At 49.7% G+C, this 25,197-nt stretch carries 16 protein-coding genes and 1 pseudogene; 8 read left to right on the top strand and 9 right to left on the bottom strand.

Annotated elements, in window-relative coordinates; all coding sequences use genetic code 11:
- Positions 1–164 precede the first annotated feature (164 nt).
- On the top strand, positions 165–1,706 hold the full coding sequence (locus tag AWQ22_RS12665; protein WP_065711313.1) for a pentapeptide repeat-containing protein: 1,542 nt from the start codon (positions 165–167) through the stop codon (positions 1,704–1,706).
- On the opposite strand, the gene AWQ22_RS12660 is transcribed toward AWQ22_RS12665, so the two are convergent.
- Positions 1,703–5,347, bottom strand: a complete 3,645-nt coding sequence (locus tag AWQ22_RS12660) for a hydantoinase B/oxoprolinase family protein (RefSeq protein WP_065711312.1) — start codon at positions 5,345–5,347, stop codon at positions 1,703–1,705. The genes AWQ22_RS12665 and AWQ22_RS12660 overlap by 4 nt on opposite strands.
- A gap of 600 nt (positions 5,348–5,947) precedes the next feature.
- Between AWQ22_RS12660 and AWQ22_RS17320 the strand changes: the two genes are divergently transcribed.
- Positions 5,948–7,147, top strand: coding sequence for a YadA C-terminal domain-containing protein (locus tag AWQ22_RS17320; protein WP_065711311.1), 1,200 nt, complete (start codon positions 5,948–5,950; stop codon positions 7,145–7,147).
- 147 nt (positions 7,148–7,294) lie between these two features.
- Positions 7,295–9,196: a glycosyltransferase gene (locus AWQ22_RS12650; RefSeq protein ID WP_065711310.1), complete on the top strand. Its 1,902-nt coding sequence runs from the start codon at positions 7,295–7,297 to the stop codon at positions 9,194–9,196.
- 91 nt (positions 9,197–9,287) lie between these two features.
- On the opposite strand, the gene AWQ22_RS12645 is transcribed toward AWQ22_RS12650, so the two are convergent.
- A complete protein-coding gene (locus AWQ22_RS12645; RefSeq protein ID WP_012308107.1) occupies positions 9,288–9,497 on the bottom strand; it encodes a ferredoxin-thioredoxin reductase variable chain in 210 nt (69 codons plus the stop codon).
- A 231-nt stretch (positions 9,498–9,728) separates the two neighbouring features.
- Here AWQ22_RS12645 and AWQ22_RS12640 point away from each other — a divergent pair, with 231 nt between their 5' ends.
- Positions 9,729–11,702 carry a flotillin family protein gene (locus AWQ22_RS12640; RefSeq protein ID WP_065711309.1) on the top strand — a complete coding sequence of 658 codons (1,974 nt, stop codon included), beginning with the start codon at positions 9,729–9,731 and terminating at the stop codon, positions 11,700–11,702.
- Positions 11,703–11,807: 105 nt separating this feature from the next.
- Positions 11,808–13,019, top strand: a complete 1,212-nt coding sequence (locus tag AWQ22_RS12635) for an S-layer homology domain-containing protein (protein WP_065711308.1) — start codon at positions 11,808–11,810, stop codon at positions 13,017–13,019.
- A 67-nt stretch (positions 13,020–13,086) separates the two neighbouring features.
- Here the strand turns inward: AWQ22_RS12635 and AWQ22_RS12630 are convergent, their stop codons facing one another.
- Both AWQ22_RS12630 and AWQ22_RS12625 read right to left on the bottom strand, forming a co-directional pair.
- A complete protein-coding gene (locus AWQ22_RS12630) occupies positions 13,087–13,809 on the bottom strand; it encodes a heme oxygenase (biliverdin-producing) (protein WP_012308104.1) in 723 nt (240 codons plus the stop codon).
- A gap of 493 nt (positions 13,810–14,302) precedes the next feature.
- Positions 14,303–15,394 carry a Fe(3+) ABC transporter substrate-binding protein gene (locus AWQ22_RS12625; RefSeq protein WP_065711307.1) on the bottom strand — a complete coding sequence of 364 codons (1,092 nt, stop codon included), beginning with the start codon at positions 15,392–15,394 and terminating at the stop codon, positions 14,303–14,305.
- Between the two features lie 113 nt (positions 15,395–15,507).
- Here AWQ22_RS12625 and dprA point away from each other — a divergent pair, with 113 nt between their 5' ends.
- Positions 15,508–16,653, top strand: coding sequence for a DNA-processing protein DprA (dprA, locus tag AWQ22_RS12620; RefSeq protein WP_065711306.1), 1,146 nt, complete (start codon positions 15,508–15,510; stop codon positions 16,651–16,653).
- Here the strand turns inward: dprA and carA are convergent.
- The 5 genes and pseudogenes from carA to AWQ22_RS12600 form a co-directional block, all read right to left on the bottom strand.
- Positions 16,650–17,792 (bottom strand): glutamine-hydrolyzing carbamoyl-phosphate synthase small subunit, encoded by a 1,143-nt coding sequence (carA, locus tag AWQ22_RS12615; protein ID WP_030007620.1) that lies wholly within the window; start codon positions 17,790–17,792, stop codon positions 16,650–16,652. The two genes, dprA and carA, sit on opposite strands and share 4 nt — an antisense overlap.
- A 155-nt stretch (positions 17,793–17,947) precedes the next feature.
- Complete coding sequence (locus AWQ22_RS12610; protein ID WP_339374701.1) at positions 17,948–19,909, bottom strand: ATP-binding protein; 1,962 nt, start codon at positions 19,907–19,909, stop codon at positions 17,948–17,950.
- Positions 19,898–20,233, bottom strand: a pseudogene (locus tag AWQ22_RS17445) (PAS domain-containing protein); the annotation flags it as partial. The pseudogene AWQ22_RS17445 and the gene AWQ22_RS12610, both read right to left, overlap by 12 nt.
- A 15-nt stretch (positions 20,234–20,248) precedes the next feature.
- Positions 20,249–22,231 carry a response regulator gene (locus tag AWQ22_RS12605; protein WP_065711304.1) on the bottom strand — a complete coding sequence of 661 codons (1,983 nt, stop codon included), beginning with the start codon at positions 22,229–22,231 and terminating at the stop codon, positions 20,249–20,251.
- A gap of 240 nt (positions 22,232–22,471) precedes the next feature.
- Positions 22,472–23,140, bottom strand: coding sequence for a hypothetical protein (locus AWQ22_RS12600; RefSeq protein WP_065711303.1), 669 nt, complete (start codon positions 23,138–23,140; stop codon positions 22,472–22,474).
- Between the two features lie 388 nt (positions 23,141–23,528).
- Here AWQ22_RS12600 and AWQ22_RS12595 point away from each other — a divergent pair, with 388 nt between their 5' ends.
- Both AWQ22_RS12595 and AWQ22_RS12590 read left to right on the top strand, forming a co-directional pair.
- Entirely contained in the window at positions 23,529–24,143 is a 615-nt protein-coding gene (locus tag AWQ22_RS12595; protein ID WP_065711728.1) for a class I SAM-dependent methyltransferase, read from the top strand.
- Between the two features lie 120 nt (positions 24,144–24,263).
- Complete coding sequence (locus tag AWQ22_RS12590; RefSeq protein ID WP_065711727.1) at positions 24,264–25,193, top strand: metal ABC transporter solute-binding protein, Zn/Mn family; 930 nt, start codon at positions 24,264–24,266, stop codon at positions 25,191–25,193.
- Positions 25,194–25,197 lie beyond the last annotated feature (4 nt).

Here is a 25,197-nt window from a genome sequence, read left to right as displayed (position 1 = left end):
GGTGATTCAAAAAAGATTGGGTTATTTGTCACTCCTTCAGATCATAACGATTGCGTATCCAAGCATAAATATTTTTAACGTTTAGTTGATAAATCACGGCACCGTTGCGACGGGTTAAAGGGTGGGCACTAGGATAGAAAATCATCGGTCGCAGCAGGGCACTTATGAATTATTACGAGATTTTGGGGATTCAGATTACGGCCAACCAACGGGAAATTAAAACGGCCTACCGACGCAAGGCGATCGCCCTCCACCCAGACACCCTGACGATCAATACCCCCGCCGACCAACGGAAACAAGCGGAGGAAGACTTTAAGGAACTCAATCAGATTTACGAAATTTTATCTAATCCAGAACAGCGACAAAAATATAACCAAGACCTCCAAGGCACTGAAAAAGCAGATCGATTGCGCACAGTCCGGCAACTCCGGGATCAACAAAATTTCCAGGCGGCGATCGCCCAGGCCCAGGGTCTCTACGGGCAATTTCCTACCGATCCCCAATGCGCCGATCTCTATGGCGAAGTTTTAATGCTCTACAGCCGCCAGTTGCTCGACAATAATCCGGTGGCGATCGCCCCAGAAATTAAAACCTATCTCGAATTAGCCCTATCGGTGGTGCACTCACCCCGTATCAAACAGCAGATCCAACAACTTCTTGCTCACTTTGAAAAAACAGCCAAACAAAAAAAGACTACCCAACATCCGCCCGATAGTGAAGCGCCCCAGGAGTCATCTAACCTGATCAGCACTAAGCGCGCGATCCAACTCCTCAAAGCCGGGGAAGCTGGCATCAAAGCCTGGAACCAATTCCGGGAATATGAAACCTATTTACCCGACCTCGCCGGTGCTGATTTGAGCGGCATGGATCTCAGTCAGACCAATTTGCAGGGGGTCAATTTACGAGGGGCCGATCTGAGTCAGGCGAACCTAGGAGGCACAAATTTAAGCCAGGCCCAACTGATGCAAGCGAATTTAACAGGTATCAACGGTGAGTTGGCTAACTTTAGCCAAGCAGATCTGACAGAAGCTAACTTAACGGATAGCTGTCTAGTGAACGCTGATTTCAACCAAGCCAATTTAACCGCTGCAACCCTCAATCAGGCCAATGCTTACCGCGCCAACTTTCAGGGGGCAAATCTCCAGAATGTGCATTGGTGCGGGGGCAATCTGGGAGAAACCAACTGTCTCCAGGCGAGCTTTGCGGGGGCGATCCTCAACCAAACCAACGGCAAAAAAGGCAACTTTACGGCAACGACATTTACTAACAGTCAATGGGAAGGAGCGGTGTTGGTAGATGCGGACTTTTCCCAGGGGAATCTGGAGCGAATGGAGTTGGCCAATGCCAATTTGTCGAACGTTAAATTTATCGGCGCGCGGCTCTGCGGCACGAACCTCAATGGCAGTGCCACCCAAGGCAGCAAAAAATATCCCTATTACCAGGGCAGCATTGATTTTTCTGGGGCAGATTTGTCCTGTGCCACCTGCATCGAAACGGTTTTTCCCAAGTCAAATTTCAGCAATACCCGCCTGCAAAATACCAATTTCGACCAGGCAGACCTCAGTGGCAGTAATTTCCAGGATGCGGTGCTCCACAACACCAGCTTTCTGGGGAGTAACCTACGCGAAACCGATCTCAGTGGCACAAAGTTTTATTTTGCCTACGTGAACGATCAGACGAAAATTACCGGGGCGAAGGGCATTTAACTAGGGGAGCCATAGCCACCCCCCCCAGGGGTCTGGATTTCTAGGCGATCGCCTTTTTCCATCGCCACTTCAACGGTACTGGGCAATATTGTTTCAGTGCCATCGCTGCGGATCACTTTATTTTCCCCACAAGCGCCCGGTAAGCCCCCCTCTAGCCCAAAGGGTTCTACTAATCGCCGACTGGACAAGATCGCTGCGGTCATTGGTTTCCGAAATTGCAAGCGACGGATCATGCCATTGCCGCCATGAAATTCTCCTGGGCCACCACTATTTTTACGGATGGAAAATTCTTCTAGGAGCACCGGGAAACGCCATTCCAAGACCTCTGGATCCGTCAGGCGAGAATTGGTCATGTGGGTTTGCACCGCATCCGTCCCGTGGAAATTTGGGCCAGCGCCGGAGCCGCCGCAGATGGTTTCGTAATATTGATACTGGGCATTCCCAAAGGTGAAGTTGTTCATTGTTCCCTGGGAAGCCGCCATCACCCCCAAAGCGCCATACAAACAATCGGTAATATTCTGGGATACCTCCACATTGCCCGCCACCACCGCTGCCGGATATTGGGGATTGAGCAGACAGCCTGGAGGAATAATGACTTTGATCGGCTTTAGACAACCATAATTTAGCGGGATATCGTCCTGTACTAGGCTCCGAAAAACGTACAACACCGCCGCTTGGGTTACGGCTTTCGGGGCGTTAAAATTCGTCTTCGATTGGGGGGCAGTGCCGGTAAAATCCACCGTGGCCGTTTGCTGCTCGTGATTAATTTGGATGCTGACCTGGAGGCGATCGCCATTGTCTAGATTGACGGTAAATTCTCCATCCCGGAGTCGTTGAAGCTGCTGTTTGACCGCTTGTTCGGCGTTATCTTGCACGTGCTGCATATAGGCCAAAACCATCCCCTGACCGTAATGGCGCACCAGCCGTTGCAGTTCCTGGAGTCCTTTTTCGTTGGCGGCAATTTGCGCCTGGAGATCCGCTAAATTCTGCGTTAAATTGCGCACGGGATAAACCGCGTCCGTGAACAATTGCGCCACAGTTTCCGTTTGGAATTTCCCCTGTTTCACAAGGCAAACATTGTCGATTAAAATCCCTTCTTCCTGGATCTGGGTGCTTTGGGGCGGCATCGACCCCGGTGTAATCCCCCCTAGATCGGCATGGTGACCGCGAGACGCAACGAAAAATAAAGGTTTAGCCTGAGTATTTTCCCCTTGTCCCGGCGCGAAAACAGGCGTAATCACCGTCACGTCGGGTAAATGGGTGCCGCCATTGTAGGGGTTATTCGACATATACACATCTCCGGGTTGGAGGTGCGTTCCGTGGGCCTGGATCAAGCTGTAAACGCTCTCACTCATGGAGCCGAGGTGGACAGGAATGTGAGGGGCGTTGGCGACGAGGTGACCCTGGGGATCGAAAATCGCGCAGGAAAAATCGAGGCGTTCTTTGATATTGACCGAGTAACTGGTGTTTTGCAGGGTCACGCCCATCTGTTCGGCGATCGCCCGGAAGAGATTATTAAAAATTTCGAGGGTGACGGGATCTGGTTGACGGAAATCTGTGGCTACAAGTGTAATTTCCTGAGAGATGTCACTGACTTTTTCGAGGATCAAGTGATTGTATTCATTTAAGCGGCCTTGCCAACCGGGTTCAATGACGTTTGTGCCAGTTTTTTCGATGATTAGGGCAGGACTGGGAATAACATCACCGGGCTGGAGGGTCGCGCGGTCATAAACGGGGGTTTGTTGCCATTGACCACCGCTGTACATCGCAATTGTTTCCATCGGTTTTACAGGGCCAGCAGTGCGTTGGGGATGGGGCGTTTCCGTCGCGGCTTGGGTTTCGCAAATGAGTTCTAGGCTAATGGATTCGACGATCAGTGCCTTGTCGGGCAGAGTAAACCCATAGCGTTGTTGGTGGAGGGCGGAAAACTCTGCCACCATGGTTTTTTGATCAGCGAAGGTGACAATTAACGTCGAGTCGGTGCCCTGGTATTTGAGATGGGCTTTCCGTTCCTCAAAAATTTCGGCTTGGCTTGGGGGATGTTGCTGACTAAGTTCCCCGGTGGCCTGGTGCTTAAGTTGCCGGAATTCTGCTTCTAGTTCAGGGAAAAGATCTACTGCTAAAACCTTTTCAATGGCTTTTTCCTTTAAGATGCGAATTTCGGCCAAACCAATGCCATAGGCGGACAGTACCCCCGCAAAGGGATGGATCACGATGGTTTTAATCCCCAAGGTGTCGGCGATCGCACAGGCGTGTTGTCCCCCAGCCCCACCAAAACAGCAGAGGGCATAGTCACTCACATCGTGGCCCCGTTGCAGGGAAATTTGCTTGATTGCGTTACTCATATTCTCCACGGCGATCGCCAAAAAACCAGCGGCAATCTCGGCGGGCTCTTGCGCTAAATTTTCAGCGAGGGCTTGGAACTTCTCTGTAACAATGACGCGATCTAGGGGGGCTTTGCCGTCTGAGCCAAAAACCTGCGGAAAGAAAGCTGGCTGAATTTTTCCCAACAGCACATTGCAATCGGTGACCGTCAGTGGCCCCCCTTTGCCGTAACAGGCTGGCCCCGGATGCGCCCCGGCAGATTCTGGCCCGACCCGAAACCGTGCGCCGTCGTATTGCACTAGGGAACCGCCCCCCGCCGCGACAGTGTGGATCGCCATCATCGGTGTTTTCAAACGTACCCCAGCAATTTCCGTTTCAAAGCTGCGTTCGTAGCTACCATCGTAGTGGGCAACATCGGTGGAGGTGCCCCCCATGTCAAAAGTGATAATTTTCTCAAAGCCGGCGATCGCACAGGTTTTTACCGCGCCGACAATGCCCCCCGCTGGCCCGGAGAGAATGCTGTCTTTCCCTTGAAATTGCGTCGCCTCGGCTAATCCCCCATTGGACTGCATAAACATCAGCTTTGGCCCCTGGCTCTCGGCTTGGAGATAACCCGCCACCTGATCCACATAGCGGCGCAAAATTGGCGATAAATAACCATCTACCATCGTCGTATCGCCCCGACTGACCAGCTTCATCAACGGGCTGACTGCATGGGATAGGGAAATTTGCGTAAACCCAATTTCTTTGGCGATCGCCCCAATTTTTCGTTCGTGGTCAGGGTAACGGTAGCCATGCATCAACACCACGCCACAACTGCGAATCCCCGCATCAAAAGCGTTTTGTAAATCCTGCCGTACTTGATCGAGATCCAATGGCTGCAAAATATTGCCTTGGGCATCGACTCGTTCCGGCGCTTCGATCACCTGTTCATAGAGCATCTCCGGCAGTTTAATCTCTAGGGCAAAAATATCCGGGCGATGTTGATAACCAATACGCAACGCATCCCGAAAGCCCTGGGTGATCACGAGAACTAGGCGATCGCCTTTCCGTTCCAGGAGGGCATTGGTCGCCACCGTCGTCCCCATTTTGATCACTTCAATATTTTCAGTGGGGATCGATTGATCCGGACTGAGACCCAATAAATTCCGGATACCCTGCACCGGCGCATCGGGGTAACATTCTGGATTTTCTGACAGCAACTTATGGGTAACCAGCCCGCCATCGGGGCGTTTTGCGACGATATCCGTAAAGGTGCCACCTCGATCAATCCAAAATTGCCAGCGCGATTGTTGTGGAAGGTTACTTGCGCCCATAATTTCCGTGAAATAGCTGAAGCCTTTCTATTAAACCTGATTTCAAGCTTGGGGTACGCGAAATGACTTTGTCATATCACATCGTAGATATTGGCTAGTAAATAGCAAAACTGTATGCATGAGATCAAAAATTGGCAATTTAAAGCTTACACTGAGCACCCTAAAATCGCGACAAATAACGCATTGACAAAATGCATTTAGAAAAAAACTCCGTTTTTTTTGCCATGTACCATAATTTTTAATCCCAGAAGTCATAAAGTCCATAAAGTCTCTATCAGTTTTCTTGACTATATAAAAAACACATAAAGCTTATATGAAGAAACCATGAAGAATTCGAGCATTATCGTGTTTTATGGAGTGCTTTATATAAATTTACACAGGGTTGCAATATTGATTTAAATTAATATTATTTAGAGGATTTAAAAGCACGAGAACTTAAGCAGTTTTGCCAAACCATTAAAGCCATAAACACTTTTAGATAATATGCAGTCTACAAAAAAATCTAAGCTTTCATTAATTGTTTTATATGCCTCTGCAGGTGTAGTTTTAAACTTTGTACAGTCATTGCTTCCTGGAACGTTTCGAGAAAGATCCTCAATAATGGCACAGACAATAGGTCAAGAAGCAACGTGTTTCGATGTCGCAGATACAGATAATGATGGGGTTTTTGAAGTAACTCAAGTTGAACAACCCAATCAAGCTGGGAATATTCAAGGACAAGCTTTTTGTGATCTCGATGGTGCTACGGGTGCGACCGGTGCCACTGGCGATACTGGCCCCACTGGCCCTCAAGGTCAACAAGGTGAACAGGGTATTCAAGGTGCTACGGGTGCGACCGGTGCCACTGGCGATACTGGCCCCACTGGCCCTCAAGGTCAACAAGGTGAACAGGGTATTCAAGGTGCTACGGGTGCGACCGGTGCCACTGGCGATACTGGCCCCACTGGCCCTCAAGGTCAACAAGGTGAACAGGGTATTCAAGGTGCTACGGGTGCGACCGGTGCCACTGGCGATACTGGCCCCACTGGCCCTCAAGGTCAACAAGGTGAACAGGGTATTCAAGGTGCTACGGGTGCGACCGGTGCCACTGGCGATACTGGCCCCACTGGCCCTCAAGGTCAACAAGGTGAACAGGGTATTCAAGGTGCTACGGGTGCGACCGGTACCACTGGCGATACTGGCCCCACTGGCCCCCAGGGTCAACAAGGTGAACAGGGTATTCAAGGTGCTACGGGTGCGACCGGTGCCACTGGCGATACTGGCCCCACTGGCCCTCAAGGTCAACAAGGTGAACAGGGTATTCAAGGTGCTACGGGTGCGACCGGTGCCACTGGCGATACTGGCCCCACTGGCCCTCAAGGTCAACAAGGTGAACAGGGTATTCAAGGTGCTACGGGTGCGACCGGTACCACTGGCGATACTGGCCCCACTGGCCCTACAGGTGCGACTGGTGCAGTCGATCAAGAAACACTTAACAACATCTATGGCAAGATTGAAAACAACAGAGACCAAATTGAGCAGAACAGACAGGAAATCCTGGATAATCGTTCCGGTATTGCCATGGGTTATGCCATGATCAATGCTACTCGTGGTTTAAGTTATGGCAAGAAATATTCTTTCGGCATGGGATTTGGTAATTTTGAAGGAGAGTCTGCTGTTGCGGCTGGCGCAATCTTTCGTTTTACAGATCCCGACGAAGCGCTAGAAAAAACAGTTATTGATTTTAGTGTTACGGCAGGTTGGGGGATCAATCGAAATACCTTTGGTTTTGGTGCTGGCTTACAACTTGAATTCGATTAAAAGTCTAAATTTTTACGAACTCAGCAAGTCTGTCTTTGAAGGACAGGCTTTTTTATTTGATAATTGACAAATGGTAGCTTTGAAATAATATATAGAAATATCTAAAAGTATTCTGAGGAGCTTCTGATGGCGACAATATGTTTAAATATGATCGTTAAAAATGAATCAGAAAACATTGAACGCTGCTTAAATTCAATGTTATCTTGGATTGACTCATATGTTATCTGTGATACAGGATCGACCGACGATACAATACAAAAAATCCAAAATATTTTCAACAGTAACAAAATACCTGGAACAATACATGAATTCCCCTTTATTAATTGGGAACAGGCACGAAATGAAGCACTAAAAAAGGCAAAAAACTCTCACGTTATTCAAGATTATATTTTATTTGCTGATGCAGATATGGAGCTGGTTGTTGACGATATAAATTTTAAGTCTAGACTCTGCGAGCCAGCTTACAGTATCCAACAAAGAAACCAACTATGGTATTACAATACAAGACTAATACAAGCCAATTTAGAAGCTCAATATATAGGTGTAACCCATGAATATTTGTCAATATCGTGTCTGCCAAAACAACTAAAGGAATTGTGGTTTATCGATCATGCATCAGGTTTTAACCGGGCTGGAAAATTCCAGAGAGATATTGACTTATTGCTCGAAGATCTAAAACAAAATCCTAATAATTCGAGGAGTTTATTTTATCTGGCTCAAAGTTATAGAGACAATAATAATTTATTAAAATCTAGAGAAACATACAGAAAACGTATAGAAATTGGCGGATGGAACGAAGAAATCTGGTATTCGCTATATCAAATTGCAAAATTAAATGAGCGCCTAGATGAGCCAGAAGAGAAAATATGTAATGCTTATTTAGCTGCTTATCAGTTTAGACCCAGTCGCGCAGAACCATTAGTAGAGTTAGCTCGATTTTATCGAGAAAAACAAAAATATCACCTCGCAAATATCTTTGCTCAACAAGCGCTAAAAATCAAGAAACCAAATGATACTTTGTTTCTCGAAAACTCGGCTTATCGTTATAGAGCAATGGATGAAGCGGCCATTGCTGCATTTTGGACTGGTGATAAAAAACAATCATTTAATCTTTGTCAGAAACTTTTACTGGGGGATTTATTGCCAGAAAAAGATAGGCAACGAGTTGAAAAAAATGCCTCATTTTGTGTTGATGTTATTGCAGAAATCAAAACAAAATATCCCGAAGATATTATTGAATCACTTCTACTTAATAGTCTTAGTCAAGCAATTCGATTTAATAAATCAAGTACAGTAACTTTGACTGTTACTTCATGTAAAAGACTTGATTTATTTAAAAGAACAATAAATTCGTTTCTAAACTGCTGTCAAGATTTATATAAAATCAATAAATTCATATGCATTGATGATAATTCATCTCCTGAAAATAGAAACGAAATGCAAAAGCTATATCCTTTTTTTGAATTTATCTTCAAGGACGAAAAGCAAAAAGGTCATGCCCAAAGTATGAATCTTTTATTTGACTTGATAGATAGTAACTATTGGTTACACCTCGAAGATGACTGGGAATTTATAGTATCCATGCCTTATATAGAAAAAGCGATTTCAATCTTAGAAAGCCAAGAGAATCTTGCCCAAGTCATGTTTAATCGAAACTATACGGAATTACTAAATGAACAACATATTGTAGGAGGAATCTTAAACAAAGAACCAATCAGGCATATTATCCATGAATATGTTCCTGGCGGCAGAAACTCAATAAATGTCAATTATTTTTTACAAAAATATCCTAAAGGTTCACTAACTAACTGCTTTTGGCCTCACTTTTCTTTTCGGCCTTTCATGATGAAAACAAAAGTTTTACAGCACATTGGAAAGTTTATAGAACAGCCAGGAAACTTTGAGCTAGAGTATGGTGAACGATTTGTTGAACACGGTTACTTTGCGGCTTTTTTCGATGCTATTGTATGTAGACATATAGGCAGACTTAGCACAGAAATTGGAAAAATTAAAAATGCCTATGATCTAAATGGTATTAAGCAGTTTTAGGATTTGGTTTAAAGAAAAAAACACCAAGAATCTTCTTGATGTTTTTGGATAATGATAGTTGCTCGTCATGGCGATCGCCCCTGACTGAGTTTTAGATGACTTCGATTTCCTCTTCCCGGAGGTGGGCCGCATATTTCGGGTCGAACCGGACTTTGATTGGTAACGTTGCGGTGATCGGGCGGCCGATAATCGTTTCGATGGTCCCTTCCATACCTTTTAGATCAAAGGCTTTTTTCCGGTTTTGGGGGTGGTTGTACACAATGACAGATGCCGTAACACGGATGCGATCGCCAACGTTCATAAACCTTTCTTGTCCTCTCTCGTACAAATATCTCTAAAGCTCTCTGGAGAGCAAACAGTTTTTCCATTGTACATAGCCATGGGCTCCCTACCGCACTGTTTTTTTGGAACTGGCGATCGCAAAAAGCCCATTCATCGGACAGATGTAAATATTGTTGCGTGAATCGCTTGATTCCCAGGGGACACGGGCAAAATAAAAACAGAATGCCCGTTACCAAAGGATGCGTGCCCCATGAAGTTTTGGTTTACCCTGCTCCAATCTCTGCCTGAACTGAGCACCATGGATGTAGAGTTACTCGATTCCGAAATCGACACCCAGGCACTGCGGCTTGATCCGCATCCCACCTCCCCGGCCTCGGCCACCCTGACCCCCGCCCAACTCCCCGTTAGTGGCGCGTTGATCTTTCCAGGCATTATCGTCACCCTGATTGTGCTCTTTTTGATGAGCATTTGGGCCTACACCAGGGTCTATGTCATTACCCCCAACAACGAAGCCTTTGTCCGTACCGGGGGCGTCATTCGCAAAAAGAAAACGGTTATTCTCAACGGGGGCTGCATTGTTCTACCGGGGTTCCACGAGTTAACTCGCGTACCGCTGCGGGAAATTTCCATCGATGTCGAACGTACTGGAAACCTCGCTGTCCGCACCCAAGATTACTTGCGGGCAAATATGCGAGTCACATTTTACGTTTGTATCAATGCCAATGAAGAAGATGTTTTAGTCGCCGCCGCCCGGTTATCCAAGCAGGGACGCATTTCCGAAGCAGATATCAAAGAAGCCCTGGAGAAACGAGCCGATGACGCAATTCGGGCCGCCGCTAAACGCAAAAGCATTGCCGAAATTGATTCTGACAAACTGGGATTTGCTGACGAGGTTTTGAATCTAATTCAGCAGGATCTCAAGAAAGTAGGGCTGACCCTCAACAATATTGCCATTTCTGAAATCGAAGAAAGCGACACCTACGATGAAAATAATTTCTTCGATGCCCAAGGGGTCCGCCTCCGCACGGAAACAATCCAAAAATCCATTAAACAAAAACTCGACGTTGAGTTAACGGTGCTGAAGGAAAAGCGGGAGCTAGAACTCAACACCAAGGTAGAAATCGAAGAACAGGAATTGGCCGCCGAACAAAAATCCCTGAAGCTTGCGAAGGCGAAGGAAGAAGCTAAGTTAAATCAGGCGAAGGAAATTGAGTTTCTCAAGGCGCAACAGGCCCAGGAAATTCAGGCATCCCAGGATCAAGAGCTAGCCAAGATTGAACGAAATCGTATCCTCCAGGAAAAGGCCGTCGAAGAGGAAAAAATTCAACAGAAACTCTCAATTCAGCAAAACCAAATTGCCGCCGATATTTCCCTAGAGCAGCAAAATAAAGCCCTCAAAATTGCCATGGCGGAGGCGGAAGAAGAAGCAAAAATTGCTCAACAACAGGCGGCGATCGCCATTGCCAATAAAGAAAAAGAACGCCTCGCCGCCGAGGCCGAACGCACCCGGGCCGAAGAAGCTGTGGCCACCTCCAAGGCCGTCGAACAGGCCAACCGGGAACAACGCCTGGCAATTATTGATGCCGAAAAAGAAGCCGATCAAAAACGCATCGCTGACCAAAACGTGGTGGAAATTGATGTGTTCCGGCGGCGACGTCAAGCAGAAATTGCCCGTCAAGCGGCGGAACTAGAGGCCGAATCGATCCGCACCCTGGCCGATGCCAACCGCTACCAAGCCCTCGCCGAGGCCCAGGGGAAACAGGCTCTAATCGAAGCAGAAAATGCCCTGAGCAATGCCAACCGCACTGCGGAATTGATGAAGCTCTTTTTACCGACCCTCGCCGACCAACTGCCAGACATTATGAAGTCCCTCGCTCCCCAACCCGGCGTCCTGGGCGATGCAAAAGTATTTGCCTTTCCGGGCACCAATGGCGATGGGGCTGGCCTGGGGGAGATTAATAAATTGTTGCTCTCGACGAGCGGTTTGTCGTTGGTCAATGGTCTTTTAGAAGACGGTAAGCTGGGGACGCTGTTGGCCCAGGTGAAAAGCCTGTTGCAGGATAACGATGCAGACACCAGCAATAACGAGGTGTTGCAAAATGTGGAAACTCTCCTGGCTGAGTTAAAGGAGAAAAAGACAACGACAACATCCTCTGAAACCTCGCCGCTACCCACTACTTTTGTCCCGCTGCCCAAGGAGGCAAAAGATTCTGAAGGGGCATAATTTTTTCAGGGATTTTAAAACTCGATTTTCCAAAAAGGCGATCGCCAACCGAGCGAGGGAATACGCTACGATCACAAACGATGTGAATTTAGCGGCAAACCAGGCGTGCAGTACAGTTGGCAAAAATTTGGACTTTTGGGTGGGTTATTGGTTCTCTTGGGGGGCTGTGCCCAGTTGGGCAATTTAGAAGAGAGTCTAGCCCCCGATCCGCGCCTCGTAGAACAACAGGAACAGGCCGCTGAAACCGACCCCCCAGCAGATTCGTCCTTACCGACTGATTTTCCGGCAGAAATTCCCCTCTATCCCGAAGCAACCCTCATTCAAGCAGAAGACAAGACCACCGTCTGGGCGATCGCCGATAATGTCCAGAGCCTCGAAGCCTTTTACCGTAAAGCCTTTGGCGAAGCTCCCTGGGAAATTGTCGCGTCCCCCACTGCCGCGACGGATAACCTTTTAGAAATTGTCGCCCGCACCAGCGACCTAGAAGTAACCCTGTCTTTGTCAGAAGCCACTTCTCCCACAGCGAATAACTCTGACCAAGCCGTTGTAGGCACCACCTTCGTCCTCAGTTACCGAACTTTAAGCACCACCGGGACTAACGATCCAGTACCGACCGATAACGCAAATGCGGAACTTCCTACCCAGGTACAAGATCTCGTTGCCCTCCAGGTTTTTACCGCTGCGGATTTTCAGGCCGATACGGTGATCACCAGACGCCAATTTGCCCGCTGGCTCTTCAAGGCCCACAACGCGATCTATGGCGATCGCCAAAACCAACAAATTCGCCGCGCCAATGCCAGCAGTAAACCCATCTTCACCGATGTACCGGCCAACGACCCCGACTTTCCGTTCATTCAAGGCTTGGCCGAAGCCGGCATTATTCCCTCAAGCCTCACCAACGACACCATTACCACCTTTCGCCCCGATGCCCCCCTCACCCGGGAAAGCCTGATCGCCTGGAAAGTGCCCCTCGACCGTCGCCAGGCTCTGCCCCAAACCAGCCTCGATAATATCGCCGAAACCTGGGGCTTTCAGGATGCCGCCAAAATTGACACCAGAGCCCTCCAAGCCCTCTACGTGGACTTTCAAAACGGTGACCAAGCCAATGTGCGGCGGGTATTTGGCTATACCACCCTCTTCCAACCCCAAAAAACGGTCACTCAACAGGAAGCGGCGATCGCCCTGTGGTATTTCGGCTACCAAGGCGAGGGTCTATCTGCTGCCACTGCCCGTGGCGATCGCCAAACCTCGAACCAAAACCAAAGTAACCAAACCACTGATACAGAGACCAATCCTCCCGCTTCCCAAAACCCATAGCTAAAAAAAATTCCCCAATCACAACCGCGACTGAGGAATTCATTGTTTGAGGTTTAGACGAAACTTGTTAGTTGCTCGCCGGGGATAGATCAGCGTCGGTGCTGCCCTTGGTGCGGCGACGGGTCAAGGTATTGAAAAGCATTACACCAATGGCCTTAACGAGGTTTCCTTCTAGCTCCTTGAACATATTCATATTCATGCCAAAGGCATCATTAGCTTCCTGGACAATTTGCTCTGCCGTTTCTTCCGGCACATCCAAGCTGTTCATTGCCGCCCGGTACTTGTCTTTAAAGGCCTTTTCGTCAGAGATATTCTCAAACTCATAGAAGGCCGTCCCTTCGCCGTCGAGGTTCATCGCGTTTTGGGCAATTTTCTTGAGGATTTGTCCCCCGGAGAGATCGCCCAGGTAGCGGGTGTAGGAATGGCTGACTAAGAGTTCCGGTGCGGTCTGGGCCACTTCATGGATGCGGTCCACATAAGCCTGACCAGCGGGAGTAATTTTTGCTTCGGCCTGCCAATTGGGGCCAAAATAATAGCGTAGATCCGTTTCGAGACTTTGTTTACGGTTTAACTCAGGGAAATAAATTTGGGAGACGACGGGATGATCCTTGAGGCGCTCCATCTCCTCTTCCATCGCTGAGTAAACATAGTAAAGGTCTGCCACAAGCTTCCGGTAGGATTTTTTCTCCACGACTCCCTTCAGGAAGCATTTCACGAAGCCAACGTTTTCCGCCATCGTGTGGGAAGTTTTCGTTCCCTCTCTCAACATTGTTGCTAGGTTAGCGACCATAGAAATAAGTCCCTTGTTCTTACTGAAAATGAATAGATATTAAAAGGTTTGTTAAAGAAAGTTAACAAAATTAAAAGACTGCTCAGTTTCGTAGGTTAACTGGTTTTACGGGTTTATGCTATTAAGTTTTTTTACGGGAAAATCGATGTGTTTTTTGTCAGACTTGCGCGGGCTTGGCGTTGGGATAAGGCGGGCTTTTGGGCGGCTCGGCCCTGGAGATTGGGGGCAATTTTCGCCGGGGATAGCTAATGTTTGTGATCCTGAATAATCTGCTGAGGAACTGATTCGGTTTTGGTTTCCTTTCGGTGGCGATCGCCATCAAATCTTCGCCTCATTGCGGTTATGGGAAAAAGTCAATCTCCTGAAAAATAACAGAAATGAACGGGCCTCGATGGAGCCTCTTGCAAAAAAAATCTTCCCCCAAAGGTCTTGAAGGAAGATCATTGCTATGTACATCAATAAGAGGAAAAACAAATGGTGCAGGGGGCCGGATCTATTTCCAACCAGCGCGATCCATCAACATGACGGCTTCGGCATTTTGCTCACCAAAACTTTCGAGGGGTAGATCCGAAGCTGTCCAGTCGCCAAACTGGGCCACCACGTCATTGGGGGCAACGGTATCCACCACGGGATATTCATTATTATTGTTGGCGAAAATTTCCTGGGCTTCTGGGGTCACCATAAACTCCAAAAATTCTTGGGCTGCTTCGACGTTCGGTGCATTGGCGATAATGCCAGCCCCACTGATGTTGATGTGGGTGCCACCTTCGCCTTCGTTTTGGTTCGGGAAAAATGCCCCAATATTTGCCACGATTTCTTGATCTTGGGGATCTTCAGAGGCACGCAGACGGGCGACATAGTAGCTATTGACCAGGGCGACATCACAAACCCCAGAAGCGACAGCTTGAATTTGGGCGGTATCGTTCCCTTCCGGCTCACGGGCGAAGTTCGCCACTAAACCTTGTACCCATTCTTCGGTGGCTTCAGCACCTTTTTCGACAATTTTCGCAGCCACGAGGGACTGGTTATAGGTGTTGCTGGAGCTGCGGACACAAACCCGACCTTCCCATTTCGGATCAGCAAGGTCTTCGTAGGTGGACAGTTCAGCCGGATCAACGGTTTCGGTGTTGTACACGATAATCCGTGCCCGTTTTGTCAGACCAAACCAGGTATTGTCGCTACTGCGCAGATTTTCGGGAATGGCACTGGTCAGCACTTCGGACTCTGTGGGTTGCAGTAAACCATCCTGTTGGGCACGCCAGAGTCTCGCCACGTCTACTGTGATCAGGACATCGGCGGGACTATTTTCGCCCTCGGTTCTGATGCGTTCTAGGAGTTCGTCGTCACTGCCTTCAATGAGATTCACCTCAATGCCGGTAGCTTCGGAAAATGCTTCGTATAATTCTGCGTCGCTGTCGTAGTGCCGCGAAGAGTAAAGGTTAATTTCGCCGGTTGCTTCGCTGGAGGGAGTACCAGGATCAGTGGTCGTATCGGTGGCACCATTGTTATTGGTAGCTGGGGTACAACCGGTGGCGATCGCCAAGCCAAGAAAAAGTCCGCAGAGGGACAGGGAACGGGATTTCATAAAGCGTTGTAATCGAGAGATGATGTTATGTTTTCCAAGGTAATGGTGATTTTAGCAGCTACTGCAACTTCTTCTCAATACATTTTTATTTTTTAATTAAATTAGTCATCAAGATGGAACAGCATTACTGGGTGGCCTGGTCACAAATCAAGGGGGTCGGCCCAAGTCGCCTCAAAAAAATTTGGCACTGTTTCGGCTCCATGGAACGAGCTTGGCAGGCTTCTGGCCAGGAGTTGGGGGCAGTGGATGGTTTAGGGGATAAGTTGATTCGCCTGATTTTGGCTGGGCGATCGCCCCTTGATCCAGAGCGTATTTACCATGAGCACCTTGAGAAAAATCCGCAATTTTGGACGCCAGCGGATCCAGAGTACCCAAAGTTATTGTTAGAAATTCCCAGTCCGCCACCGTTGCTCTATTACCAAGGCCAAGTCAAGCTGTTAGAAAATCAAGGCCAAATTCCGGCGATCGCCATGGTGGGTACAAGGCATCCTTCGGAGCATGGTAAACGTTGGACAGCGCGCATTAGCCAGGCCCTCGCCCAGGTGGGCTTTTCGATTGTGTCGGGTATGGCCCAAGGCGTTGATGGTGTTGCCCACAGTGCTTGCCTCAAAACGGGGGGACGCACCATTGCCGTCCTAGGAACTGGCATTGATCAAATCTATCCCGCGAGCCACCGCAATTTATACAACGAGATCCTGGCCCAGGGCTTAATTTTGAGTGAATATCCGGCGGGGACGCGACCAGACCGGAGCCATTTTCCCGCCCGAAACCGGATTATTGCCGGGTTGACCAGGGCGACCCTGGTCATGGAAGCCCCCAGCCGTTCTGGTTCCCTCATTACGGCCCATTACGCGATGGATTTTAACCGTGAGGTTTATGCCCTGCCCAATTCCCCCGAACAGCAAGCGGCCACGGGGTGTTTGGACTTGATTCGGCGGGGAGCGGGCATGATTTTAGGGGAGACACAACTGATCGAGGAGTTGGGCGGACTGCCCCAGTTGGATGAAGCTTCTCCCCAGCTTAGTTTGTCATTCCCAGAGCCAGTGGTTGAGCCGACCCCGCAGCCCAGCACAGATTTTCGGCAAATTTCCCCAGAGTTACTTCCCCTTTGGCAGGCGATCGCCCCTGAACCCACGGCCTTTGATTTGATCGTTGTCCAGTCTGGCATGGGGGCAGATCAGGTTTCGGCGACCCTATTGCAATGGGAACTCGAAGGATTCATTACCCAACTGCCAGGGATGCGGTACCGTCGCCTTTAGGTATTTTTGTGGGCTTTCATGGAACGCACAAATTTTTCAAAGAGGTAGTCGGCATCGTGGGGGCCGGGGCTCGCTTCAGGGTGATACTGTACCGAGAAGAAAGGCAAGGTTTTATGTTCTAAGCCAGCAACGGTGCGGTCATTGAGGTTGAGGTGGGTAATGGCGACATCTTCGGCGAGGGAGGCTTCGGCGATCGCAAACCCATGGTTTTGGCTGGTAATTTCAATCTGCTTTTGCTTGAGACCAGCGGGTTGGTTGAGACCCCGGTGGCCAAATTTGAGTTTAAAGGTTTCGGCCCCTAACGAAAGCCCCAGAATTTGGTGTCCCATGCAAATGCCGAAGGTGGGTTTTTCAGCCTTAAGAATATCTTTAACCGTGGCGATGCCTTCGGTGACGGCGGCTGGATCCCCAGGGCCATTGGAAAGGAAAATGCCATCGGGATTATAGGCAAGGATTTTTTCGGCGGGGGTGTCGGCGGGAACAACGATCACCCGGCAGCCATAACTCGCCAAACGGCGCAGAATATTGCGTTTCACACCAAAGTCAATGGCAACGACGGTGAGTTCCTGGGCTTCGGTTGCGCTACTGCTAAATTCCCAATGGCGATCGGTAATTTCAGTCCATTCGTAAACGCTAGCGGTGGTGACATCCTTGACGAGGTTTTGGCCTTCCATGGAGGGGACGTCTTGGAGTTGGCGGAGAAGTTCTTCGGGGTCAAGGATTTCTGTGGAGATCGCGCCATTCATCGCCCCAGATACCCGCAGGCGACGGGTTAGATCCCGCGTATCAATGCCATAGATGCCCACAACTTGGTGCTCTTTGAGATAATCGGGTAGGGCTTGGGTAGAACGCCAATTACTCGGTCGGGGAGCAATGTTCCGGGCGATCGCCCCTTTCACTTGGGGACGGCTGGATTCTTCATCCTCAGGAGTTACGCCAGTATTGCCCAGCTCCGGATAGGTAAAAGTCACAATCTGACCACGATAACTGGGATCGGTGAGGACTTCTTGGTAGCCCGTCATGCCTGTATTAAAAACGACTTCCCCAAAGGTGGTACCTGTCGCGCCAAATGACCGTCCGTGGTAAGTGGTGCCATCGGCTAAAACAAGGAGGGCGGGTTTTGCTTTCACAAGAGACATGGGCGGATTGACCTTTGATATATGCGTAACTTCTGCTGCTCAATCTTACTTGATCCGTTCCCTTCTCTACCGCTCCCAGGGGCGATCGCCGTTAATTTTTCTTGACCTAGGCGTTCTACTGCCCTACTTGCAACCGGATCGACTGGGAAACTTGCTCAGTTTCTGGCTGTTTCAGGGCTGCCCTCGGCGAGGGGAATGGTTACCGTAAACTGACTGCCTTTGCTGAGTTGGCTTGTGAGTTCGATCTGGCCGCCGTGGAGTTGCACATATTCTTTCACGATATTGAGGCCGAGACCTGTGCCGGGGATATTTTGGGTATTACTGGCCCGGTAGAAAGATTCAAAAATGTGGGGTTGGTCTTCTGGGGGAATGCCGACCCCTTGGTCAATGATGCTTAGGGTCAACGCTTCGGCACTGCTGCCTAACTGGACGGTCACCGTGGTGCCGGGGGCTGAATATTTACAGGCATTACCGAGGAGATTATTCAGGATGTGTTGCAACAAATTGGGGTCGAGGGCCAGGGGAGCGGCGATCGCCCCGGTGGTCTCAAGGTTGAAATGATGCTGCTTCCCAAGGCCAATTTTGAGTTCGGCGATGAGATCTTGGCAGAGGGTCACAATATCCACCGCTTGGCGTTGGCAACCCAGTTTTCCAGCTTCGAGGCGACTCATGGTCAGTAGATCATCGATCAGTTGTCGCAGTCGGATCACGCTATCTTCAATGTTGTTGAGATATTGCGATCGCCGCGCTTCGGGGAGATGGTCATGGTAAGCACTGAGGATTTGGGCCGCACCGAGGATCACCGTTAGGGGCGTGCGGAACTCGTGGGAGGCGGTATCAATGAAGCGGGTTTTCAGGTGGTTGAGTTCCCGTTCCTGGGTGAGGGCTTTTTCGAGCTCCCGTTTGGCCCGGCGCTGTTGGGTAATTTCTGAAGCCACGCCCAACACTTGATATTGGGGGCGATCGCCAGGGAGTTGGAGGGGCAGTTTCACCGTCCGAAAATAACGGGTCGCCCCCAGGAAATCCGTCGCCTTCGCTTCGTCAATGACCACGATTTTTTGTTCCCGGAGCACCTGCTGATCGGCCTGGATAAAACAGTCCGCTTCCTCAGAGTCGGGATGTAGATCACATTCTCGTTTCCCGACTAATTCATTGACCGTGGTGCCATAGAAATTCGCCATCGCCTGATTCACCAACAAAAAACGACCATCTTTATCTTTGACAAAAATTAAGTTGGGATTGTTATCGATGACCAGACGCAAAAAGATTTGACTCTGTTGTAGATCCCGTTCGGCCCGTTTGCGCTCCGTGAGGTCTTGGGTGTGTACCATCACCAGATCCGGCTGGATATAAATATAAGTGGCCAGAAAATAGCGTTGAAATGCCTCAGGGTCATCGGGGGAGGGAATTTGCAGCGCCTCTTCAAAGGTCGTTTTAAAGTCGAAACAGCGGCGAATATTCTGATGAATCGCGTGGTCTGCGCCGTAAATGGCATGGCTGGGGCAATGGAGAAAATCCTGGAGGGAGCCATCGTTGGCGATCTCGGCGGCACTGTTGTAGTCAATGAGGTAAAAGTTTCCCTGACGGTGCTGCCAGGTATAGGTGGGAATGGGAAAGTTGCGATATTGGGAACGGAGGAGGGCTTCGGTCTCACGGATTTTGAGGGCGGCGCGATTCCGGGCGGTGATGTCTCGACAGACGCAAATGTAGTCGCCGTCACTGGTGATGGTCAGGGAAATTTCTTGGGTGAAAGTCTGACCATTTTGGCGTTGGGCGATCGCCTCTCCTTGCCAAGATTTGTGGCGATTGAGGTGGGGGAGAATGTCTTTTTCTAAGCGTTTTTGCTCACTGGGGGCAAACAGCACTTCTTTCCAGGAATGCCCTGTCAAACTTAAGCGGTGGGGATAGTCAAACAGTTCTAAAAAAGCGGGATTGACTGAGATGAATTCTTCCCGCTGCAAAATGGCGATCGCATCCACCGCCGCATCCACCGCCGCCAACTGACGCCGCAGATTTTGTTCGATATTTTCGAGCACACGGGTGCGCTGTTCCACCCGGAACTCTAGCTCTTGGTTGAGGGTTTTGAGGGTGGTTTCAAAGGCTTGGCGATCGCTCATATCCATCCCCGTGGCGATCACATAATGGACGTTCCCTTGTTTATCCAAAAGAACGCCATGGGACCAACGCAGGTGGTGAACTTTCCCCGATTTAGCGCGCCAATCTACCTCGTAGGTACGGGGCTTTTTTTGTTGGAGGAGGCGTTGAAATTCCTGGACAATCTCCGCGACATCATAACGATCCCATAACAACAGATCCCAGAGGTACTGGTGGGCCACCTCGGTAAATTGATAGCCCGTAAGTTGCTCACAGGCCGGGTTAAACCGGATAATGCGCCCCTCCCGGTTCAGCACCATGAATAGGGCCGGGGTGAGGTCAAATAGGGTTTCGAGGAAATCCTATTCCTGGCGGAGTTCTACCTCCGTGAGCTTCCGTTGCTGAATTTCGGTGTTGAGGGTTGCATTGAGGGCTTTGAGTTCCCTGGTGCGCTCTTGGATGATGGTAGTGAGGTTTTCTTGATCGGTGATCAGCTTTTGTTGGGAGAGTTTGAAGGGGGTGACATCGTGAGCGGCCCAAACCACTTGCTGCTGGTTAATGGCGACGATTTTGGCGACAAACCACACGGGGGCGAGGTGGGGATCTGGCTGCAGGGAATATTCATACTTCACGCTTTCCCCTGACAAGGGTTCATGGTCTGGGGTGGTGCCTTTGGCGATCGCCTGATGAAGGTATGGCGTGAGGCGGCTTTGGTGCGTTTGTAAAAACTGGTAAGTCCCTTGGCAGAGATCTAGGGGGCCACAGCAATGGTTATTCTGGGGAGCGGTCACCTGCTTGATTTTCCAAGTTTGGGGATTGATCACAAAGACAATGTCGGTGATCGCTTCAAACAGGGCTTTCATCTGGCCATCGGTCAGCTTCAGTTGTTGGGCGATCGCCTGTTTAGCAGTCTTTTCTGCCTTTAGTTGTTGATTTAAATTTTGCAGTCGTTGATCCTGCTGCTGGAGAGAACGTTTGGCTCCTGCTGTTTCGAGGACATAGCGCACCGAACGCATCAAAATTTCCCGCTCCGTTTGGGATTCTCCCGCGCACAGACTCCGCAGGAGGTAATCTTGGGCACCCAGCTCGATGCATTGGTGGGCCAGTTGGATATCTTCTTGGCGATCATCGGTGAGTAACAAAATAGGTCGTTGGGCGGCGCTGTTTTGTAAGCGCATAAAGGCTTCTAATTTGCCAGAAGAAACGATGTTGACATCGAAAATAATCAGGTCGTAGGTGTCCGTTTTTAATTGGGCGATCGCCTGGGGCAGACTGTCCACCTGGGTCACTTGAAAGGTTAGGGTACTGCCCAGGGGGGGGTGCAACAGATGCTGGAGGATCACCGACTCGGTGGCAAGGCCTTCGACCAAGAGCACCCGTTGGGGCAATCCTTGTGGGTGGGGTTCTAGGGCCGCAACCTGGGCGATCGCCTTTTGGGGACGCCGGGCCACTTGGTCTAAGCGTTGTTGGAGGCTATGGGTTTGCCAATGGAGGGCAACGGGATCTAAGACCTGCAAAATTTCTCGCCAAGAAACCTTCCCCAACAGTTGTTCTTCTTCGTCAACCACAGCGGCCCAACTGCCATTGGTTTCGACTAAATGGGCCGCCACTGACCAAAGAGAGTCCGTGGGTTTGACCCGCTGAAAATCATGGCTCCCCTCCGTGGCGATCGCCGTTGTGAGACCTTCTTTCCCCTTACCATAGCCCCGCAAAACATCCCATAGGGTCACTGCCCACAAGCCATTGGATGAGGGAGCAGTCATGGCACTGGCTTTTTCCATAACCATCAGGAGGGACTGTTGCTTCTGGTGTAAACGATGGGCCGCCATCAACAGGGTGCTATGGGAAGGCATCAAGGACAAATCCGTCACCATCACATTCTGGACTTGTCGCATTTGCAGGAGAGGCTCCGACCACAGGAGGCGCTGGAGGGAAAGACGTTCCACAAAACCAAGCCAAAATCCGTTCTCTCCCTGCACCGGCAGGAGATCCCGCTGCTCCTGGTGCATACGGTCGAGGCCGACCCAGGGATACTCTAGATCTGCCAGGGCGATCGCCTTGGGGGGAGCCGTCATCACATCTCGTGCCAGGGTCTGCCTCAAATCAACATCTTCCGTAATCAGCTTCAAAACCGTTTGGGGCGAAACCAAACCCTGCAATTGATCGGCCTGCACAATCGGCACACAGGGGGCCACCATCTGCAACCCGACACACTGGGGCACTGTCCACGGTCGAAACCCCGCCAACACATCGGCGATCGCCGCCGTCGGCGGAAAAGTTGGCATTCGACTCGGATCAATAATCTGGGCCTTGAGGGCAGCAAAGTTCACTGGAATATTGACCATGCGTTGCAGCTCGTAATTTCTGGGCTAGGGTTGGATGACAAACAAGAACTTTGACGATTTACATCAAATAAGACCGCACTGTATCTATCCCACTAAACTCAACCCTCTGTTGCCAGAAAAATTAACTTAATCGTAACCTTTGCTAAGGTTTTACTCCCACAACTATTACGGAATTTAGCAATCTCCTGCCGTGGTCTGATTTTGATGCCGGTGTAGAGGGCATTGGCTGAGACGACTGTGTCAAAGCTGTTTGGGGTCAAAGTCTTCGGCATTCATCAAATCAAAACTGGTCGCAAAGGCTTCCTCCGGATTAAAGGCGGGCTTTTTCGGTGGGTTGAGTTGGGGGTTTGTTTTTTTCGCTGCCTGGCGGTTCAAAAGTTTTTTGGAAGGCTTGGGGGGAGCCTGTTTCGGTGGTTTTTGGGGCAGGGTTTCTTTTGATGTCGCTCTGTTCCGTGGCGGCGTAGGCTTTTTCGCGGGACGAGAGGTCAAGGAAGTCCGAGCGAAGGGGGTTTTGTTGGTGGCGTGCAACTGATCCGGGAACAAATGTTCAATGAAAAAATGAATCGTATGTTGATTGACATAGCCCTTTAATACCGCAATTTCCCCGAAGCGCAGAGAGCGTCCCCAGGCATCATGTTTTTGGGCAGCTAGAATATCCTCTAGCTGTTCTTCGTCAATGAGGTGGGCTTCCAGCAGATATTGACCAATATTTTTCCGTTCGGGCTGTGTGTGACGCATTTCCCAAAGCAGTTCAAAAAAATCAATGGTTTCTTCGACTGCCCAACCCCGGAGCGCGAGAATTTCGCCGAGGGACATTTCTGGATGCAACTCTCGGTCATATCGCACCACTTGGGCTTGGGTATCACTTAAAAGCCCCGCCTGGATTAGGGTTTGAATGAGAGTTTCCATAAATACCGGGTTTAGATGCAGTGGTCAGGGGCCTAGGTTAAGGCTCACTTTAAGAAATCGATGGGGAATAGGTAATGCTGCTTTTGATTGGTTGGAGATGCCTACATTTTAAGACAGTGGAATTTTAGAATTATAGAACTTAATTTACATTTTAAAAAATAAAGAGTTTAGCGGTCGATGACTCGAAAATCAGCCGTTTTCTCAAATGGTGACCATGAAAATGTTGGCGTTTAGGGTATGACTTTTCTCAATTTTTTAAAAGTCATATTGTTCATATTTTTAATCATGGCATCATCAAAAAAGAAAATATTTCTTAAGTAAAAATACTGATCATCACCCCACCTCGCAATAAAATCATGGGGGTGTGGCCAAGGCTACGGAAAAAAATATGCATATTTACAACCGCTTTATTCTTCCTTCTTTACTGGATTATGTGATGCATCGCCAGGCGATCGCCCAACAACGGCAAACATTACTCCAGGCGGCCCGGGGCAACGTCCTAGAAATTGGCTTTGGTACCGGGGCCAATCTTCCCCATTACCCAGGGGGAGTAGAAACGTTGCATGTCGTAGAGCCGGAAAGAATGCTACAACAACGGGTCGAGCAGCGGATTCGTCAATCGGGGTTACGGGTCGAGTGGCATGGCCTGCGGGGAGAAGCGCTCCCCTTTGAAGACCGCTGTTTTGATACAGTAGTGAGCACTTTTACCCTTTGTACGGTGCAGGAACCTGCCCAAGTGCTCCGGGAAATTCGTCGTGTCCTGAAAAAAGATGGCTACTTTTTGACCCTAGAACATGGCTTGAGTCCGGACGGGGCGATCGCCCAATGGCAACATCGGCTAAATGGCGTAATGAACTGTTGCGGCGGCGGCTGTAATTTAAACCGACCGATGGGGGCGCTCCTCAAGGCGGCGGGCTTTCAGGTGGAGACCCTCAAAGAATTTTATTTACCGGCACTACCCTCCATTGGTGGCTATCTCACCATGGCGAAACTTGCTCCTTAGGGCTTGGGGGTTTACGGGGCGATCGCCTTTCTCTTAAAATAAGAACGATTATCATTTCAAGAAAAGCGAGAAACGAACGTGCGATCGCCAATAACTTTTTCCCTCGCGGCCCTAAGCTGTCTGGGGCTCCTCTTCGGTTGTGGTGCAGACCCCGCTACCCAGACGGAAACATCCACTTCTAGCCCCGTAACCCCAGAGGCAACGACCCCCCAGCAGGAACCCCTGAAGATTACCGTTAGTGTTCTACCCCAGCAATATTTCGTCGAAAAAATTGGTGGCGATCGCGTCCAGGTTTCAACCTTGGTTGGCCCTGGGATCGAAGCAGAAAATTATGAACCCAAACCCCAGCAGTTAAAGGATCTCAGTGAGGCCGACGCCTACATTGGCATTGGCATCTTTTTTGAAGAAGTGTGGGGCGATCGCCTCCGCTCCGCCAATCGAGAAATGACTTGGTTAGACACCGCTGAGGGCATCGAAAAATTACCCCTCGCCGATCACCACCACCATGGCGACGACGGTCACAGCCACAGCCATGACCACGAAGGCGAACTACTCGATCCCCACATTTGGCTGTCTCCCCAGCGGGTTAAACAGCAGGCCGAAAGTATTTATCAACTGCTCGTCCAACTCGACCCCGACGGCGAAACCATCTATGCTGATAATCTCAATCAGTTTTTAGGGGAACTGGATCAACTCGACCAAACCATCCGCGAGCGGTTAGCGCCCCTAGAAAATCGCACCTTCTTGGTCTTTCATCCTGCCTGGGGCTATTTTGCAGCGGACTACGACCTAGAGCAAATCTCCATCGAAGTCGAAGGCCAGGAACCCAGTGCCGCAGAACTCGCCCAACTCGTCCAAACCGCGAAGGAAAAGCAAATCCGCACCATTTTCGTGCAATATCAATTCAATGTCCAAGCTGCCGAGGCGATCGCCCAGGAAATTAACGCCGAGGTGGTGCCCCTCGATCCCCTCGCCCCCAACTGGTCAGAAAATATGTTGGCCATGACCGATGAATTTGTCCAAGCCAGTCGCCCTAATCCCACGGAGTAGTTCC

It is taken from the genome of Picosynechococcus sp. PCC 7117, assembly GCF_001693275.1.
Taxonomy (GTDB): domain Bacteria; phylum Cyanobacteriota; class Cyanobacteriia; order Cyanobacteriales; family MRBY01; genus MRBY01.
This window is presented reverse-complemented; position numbering and strand designations above follow the sequence as displayed.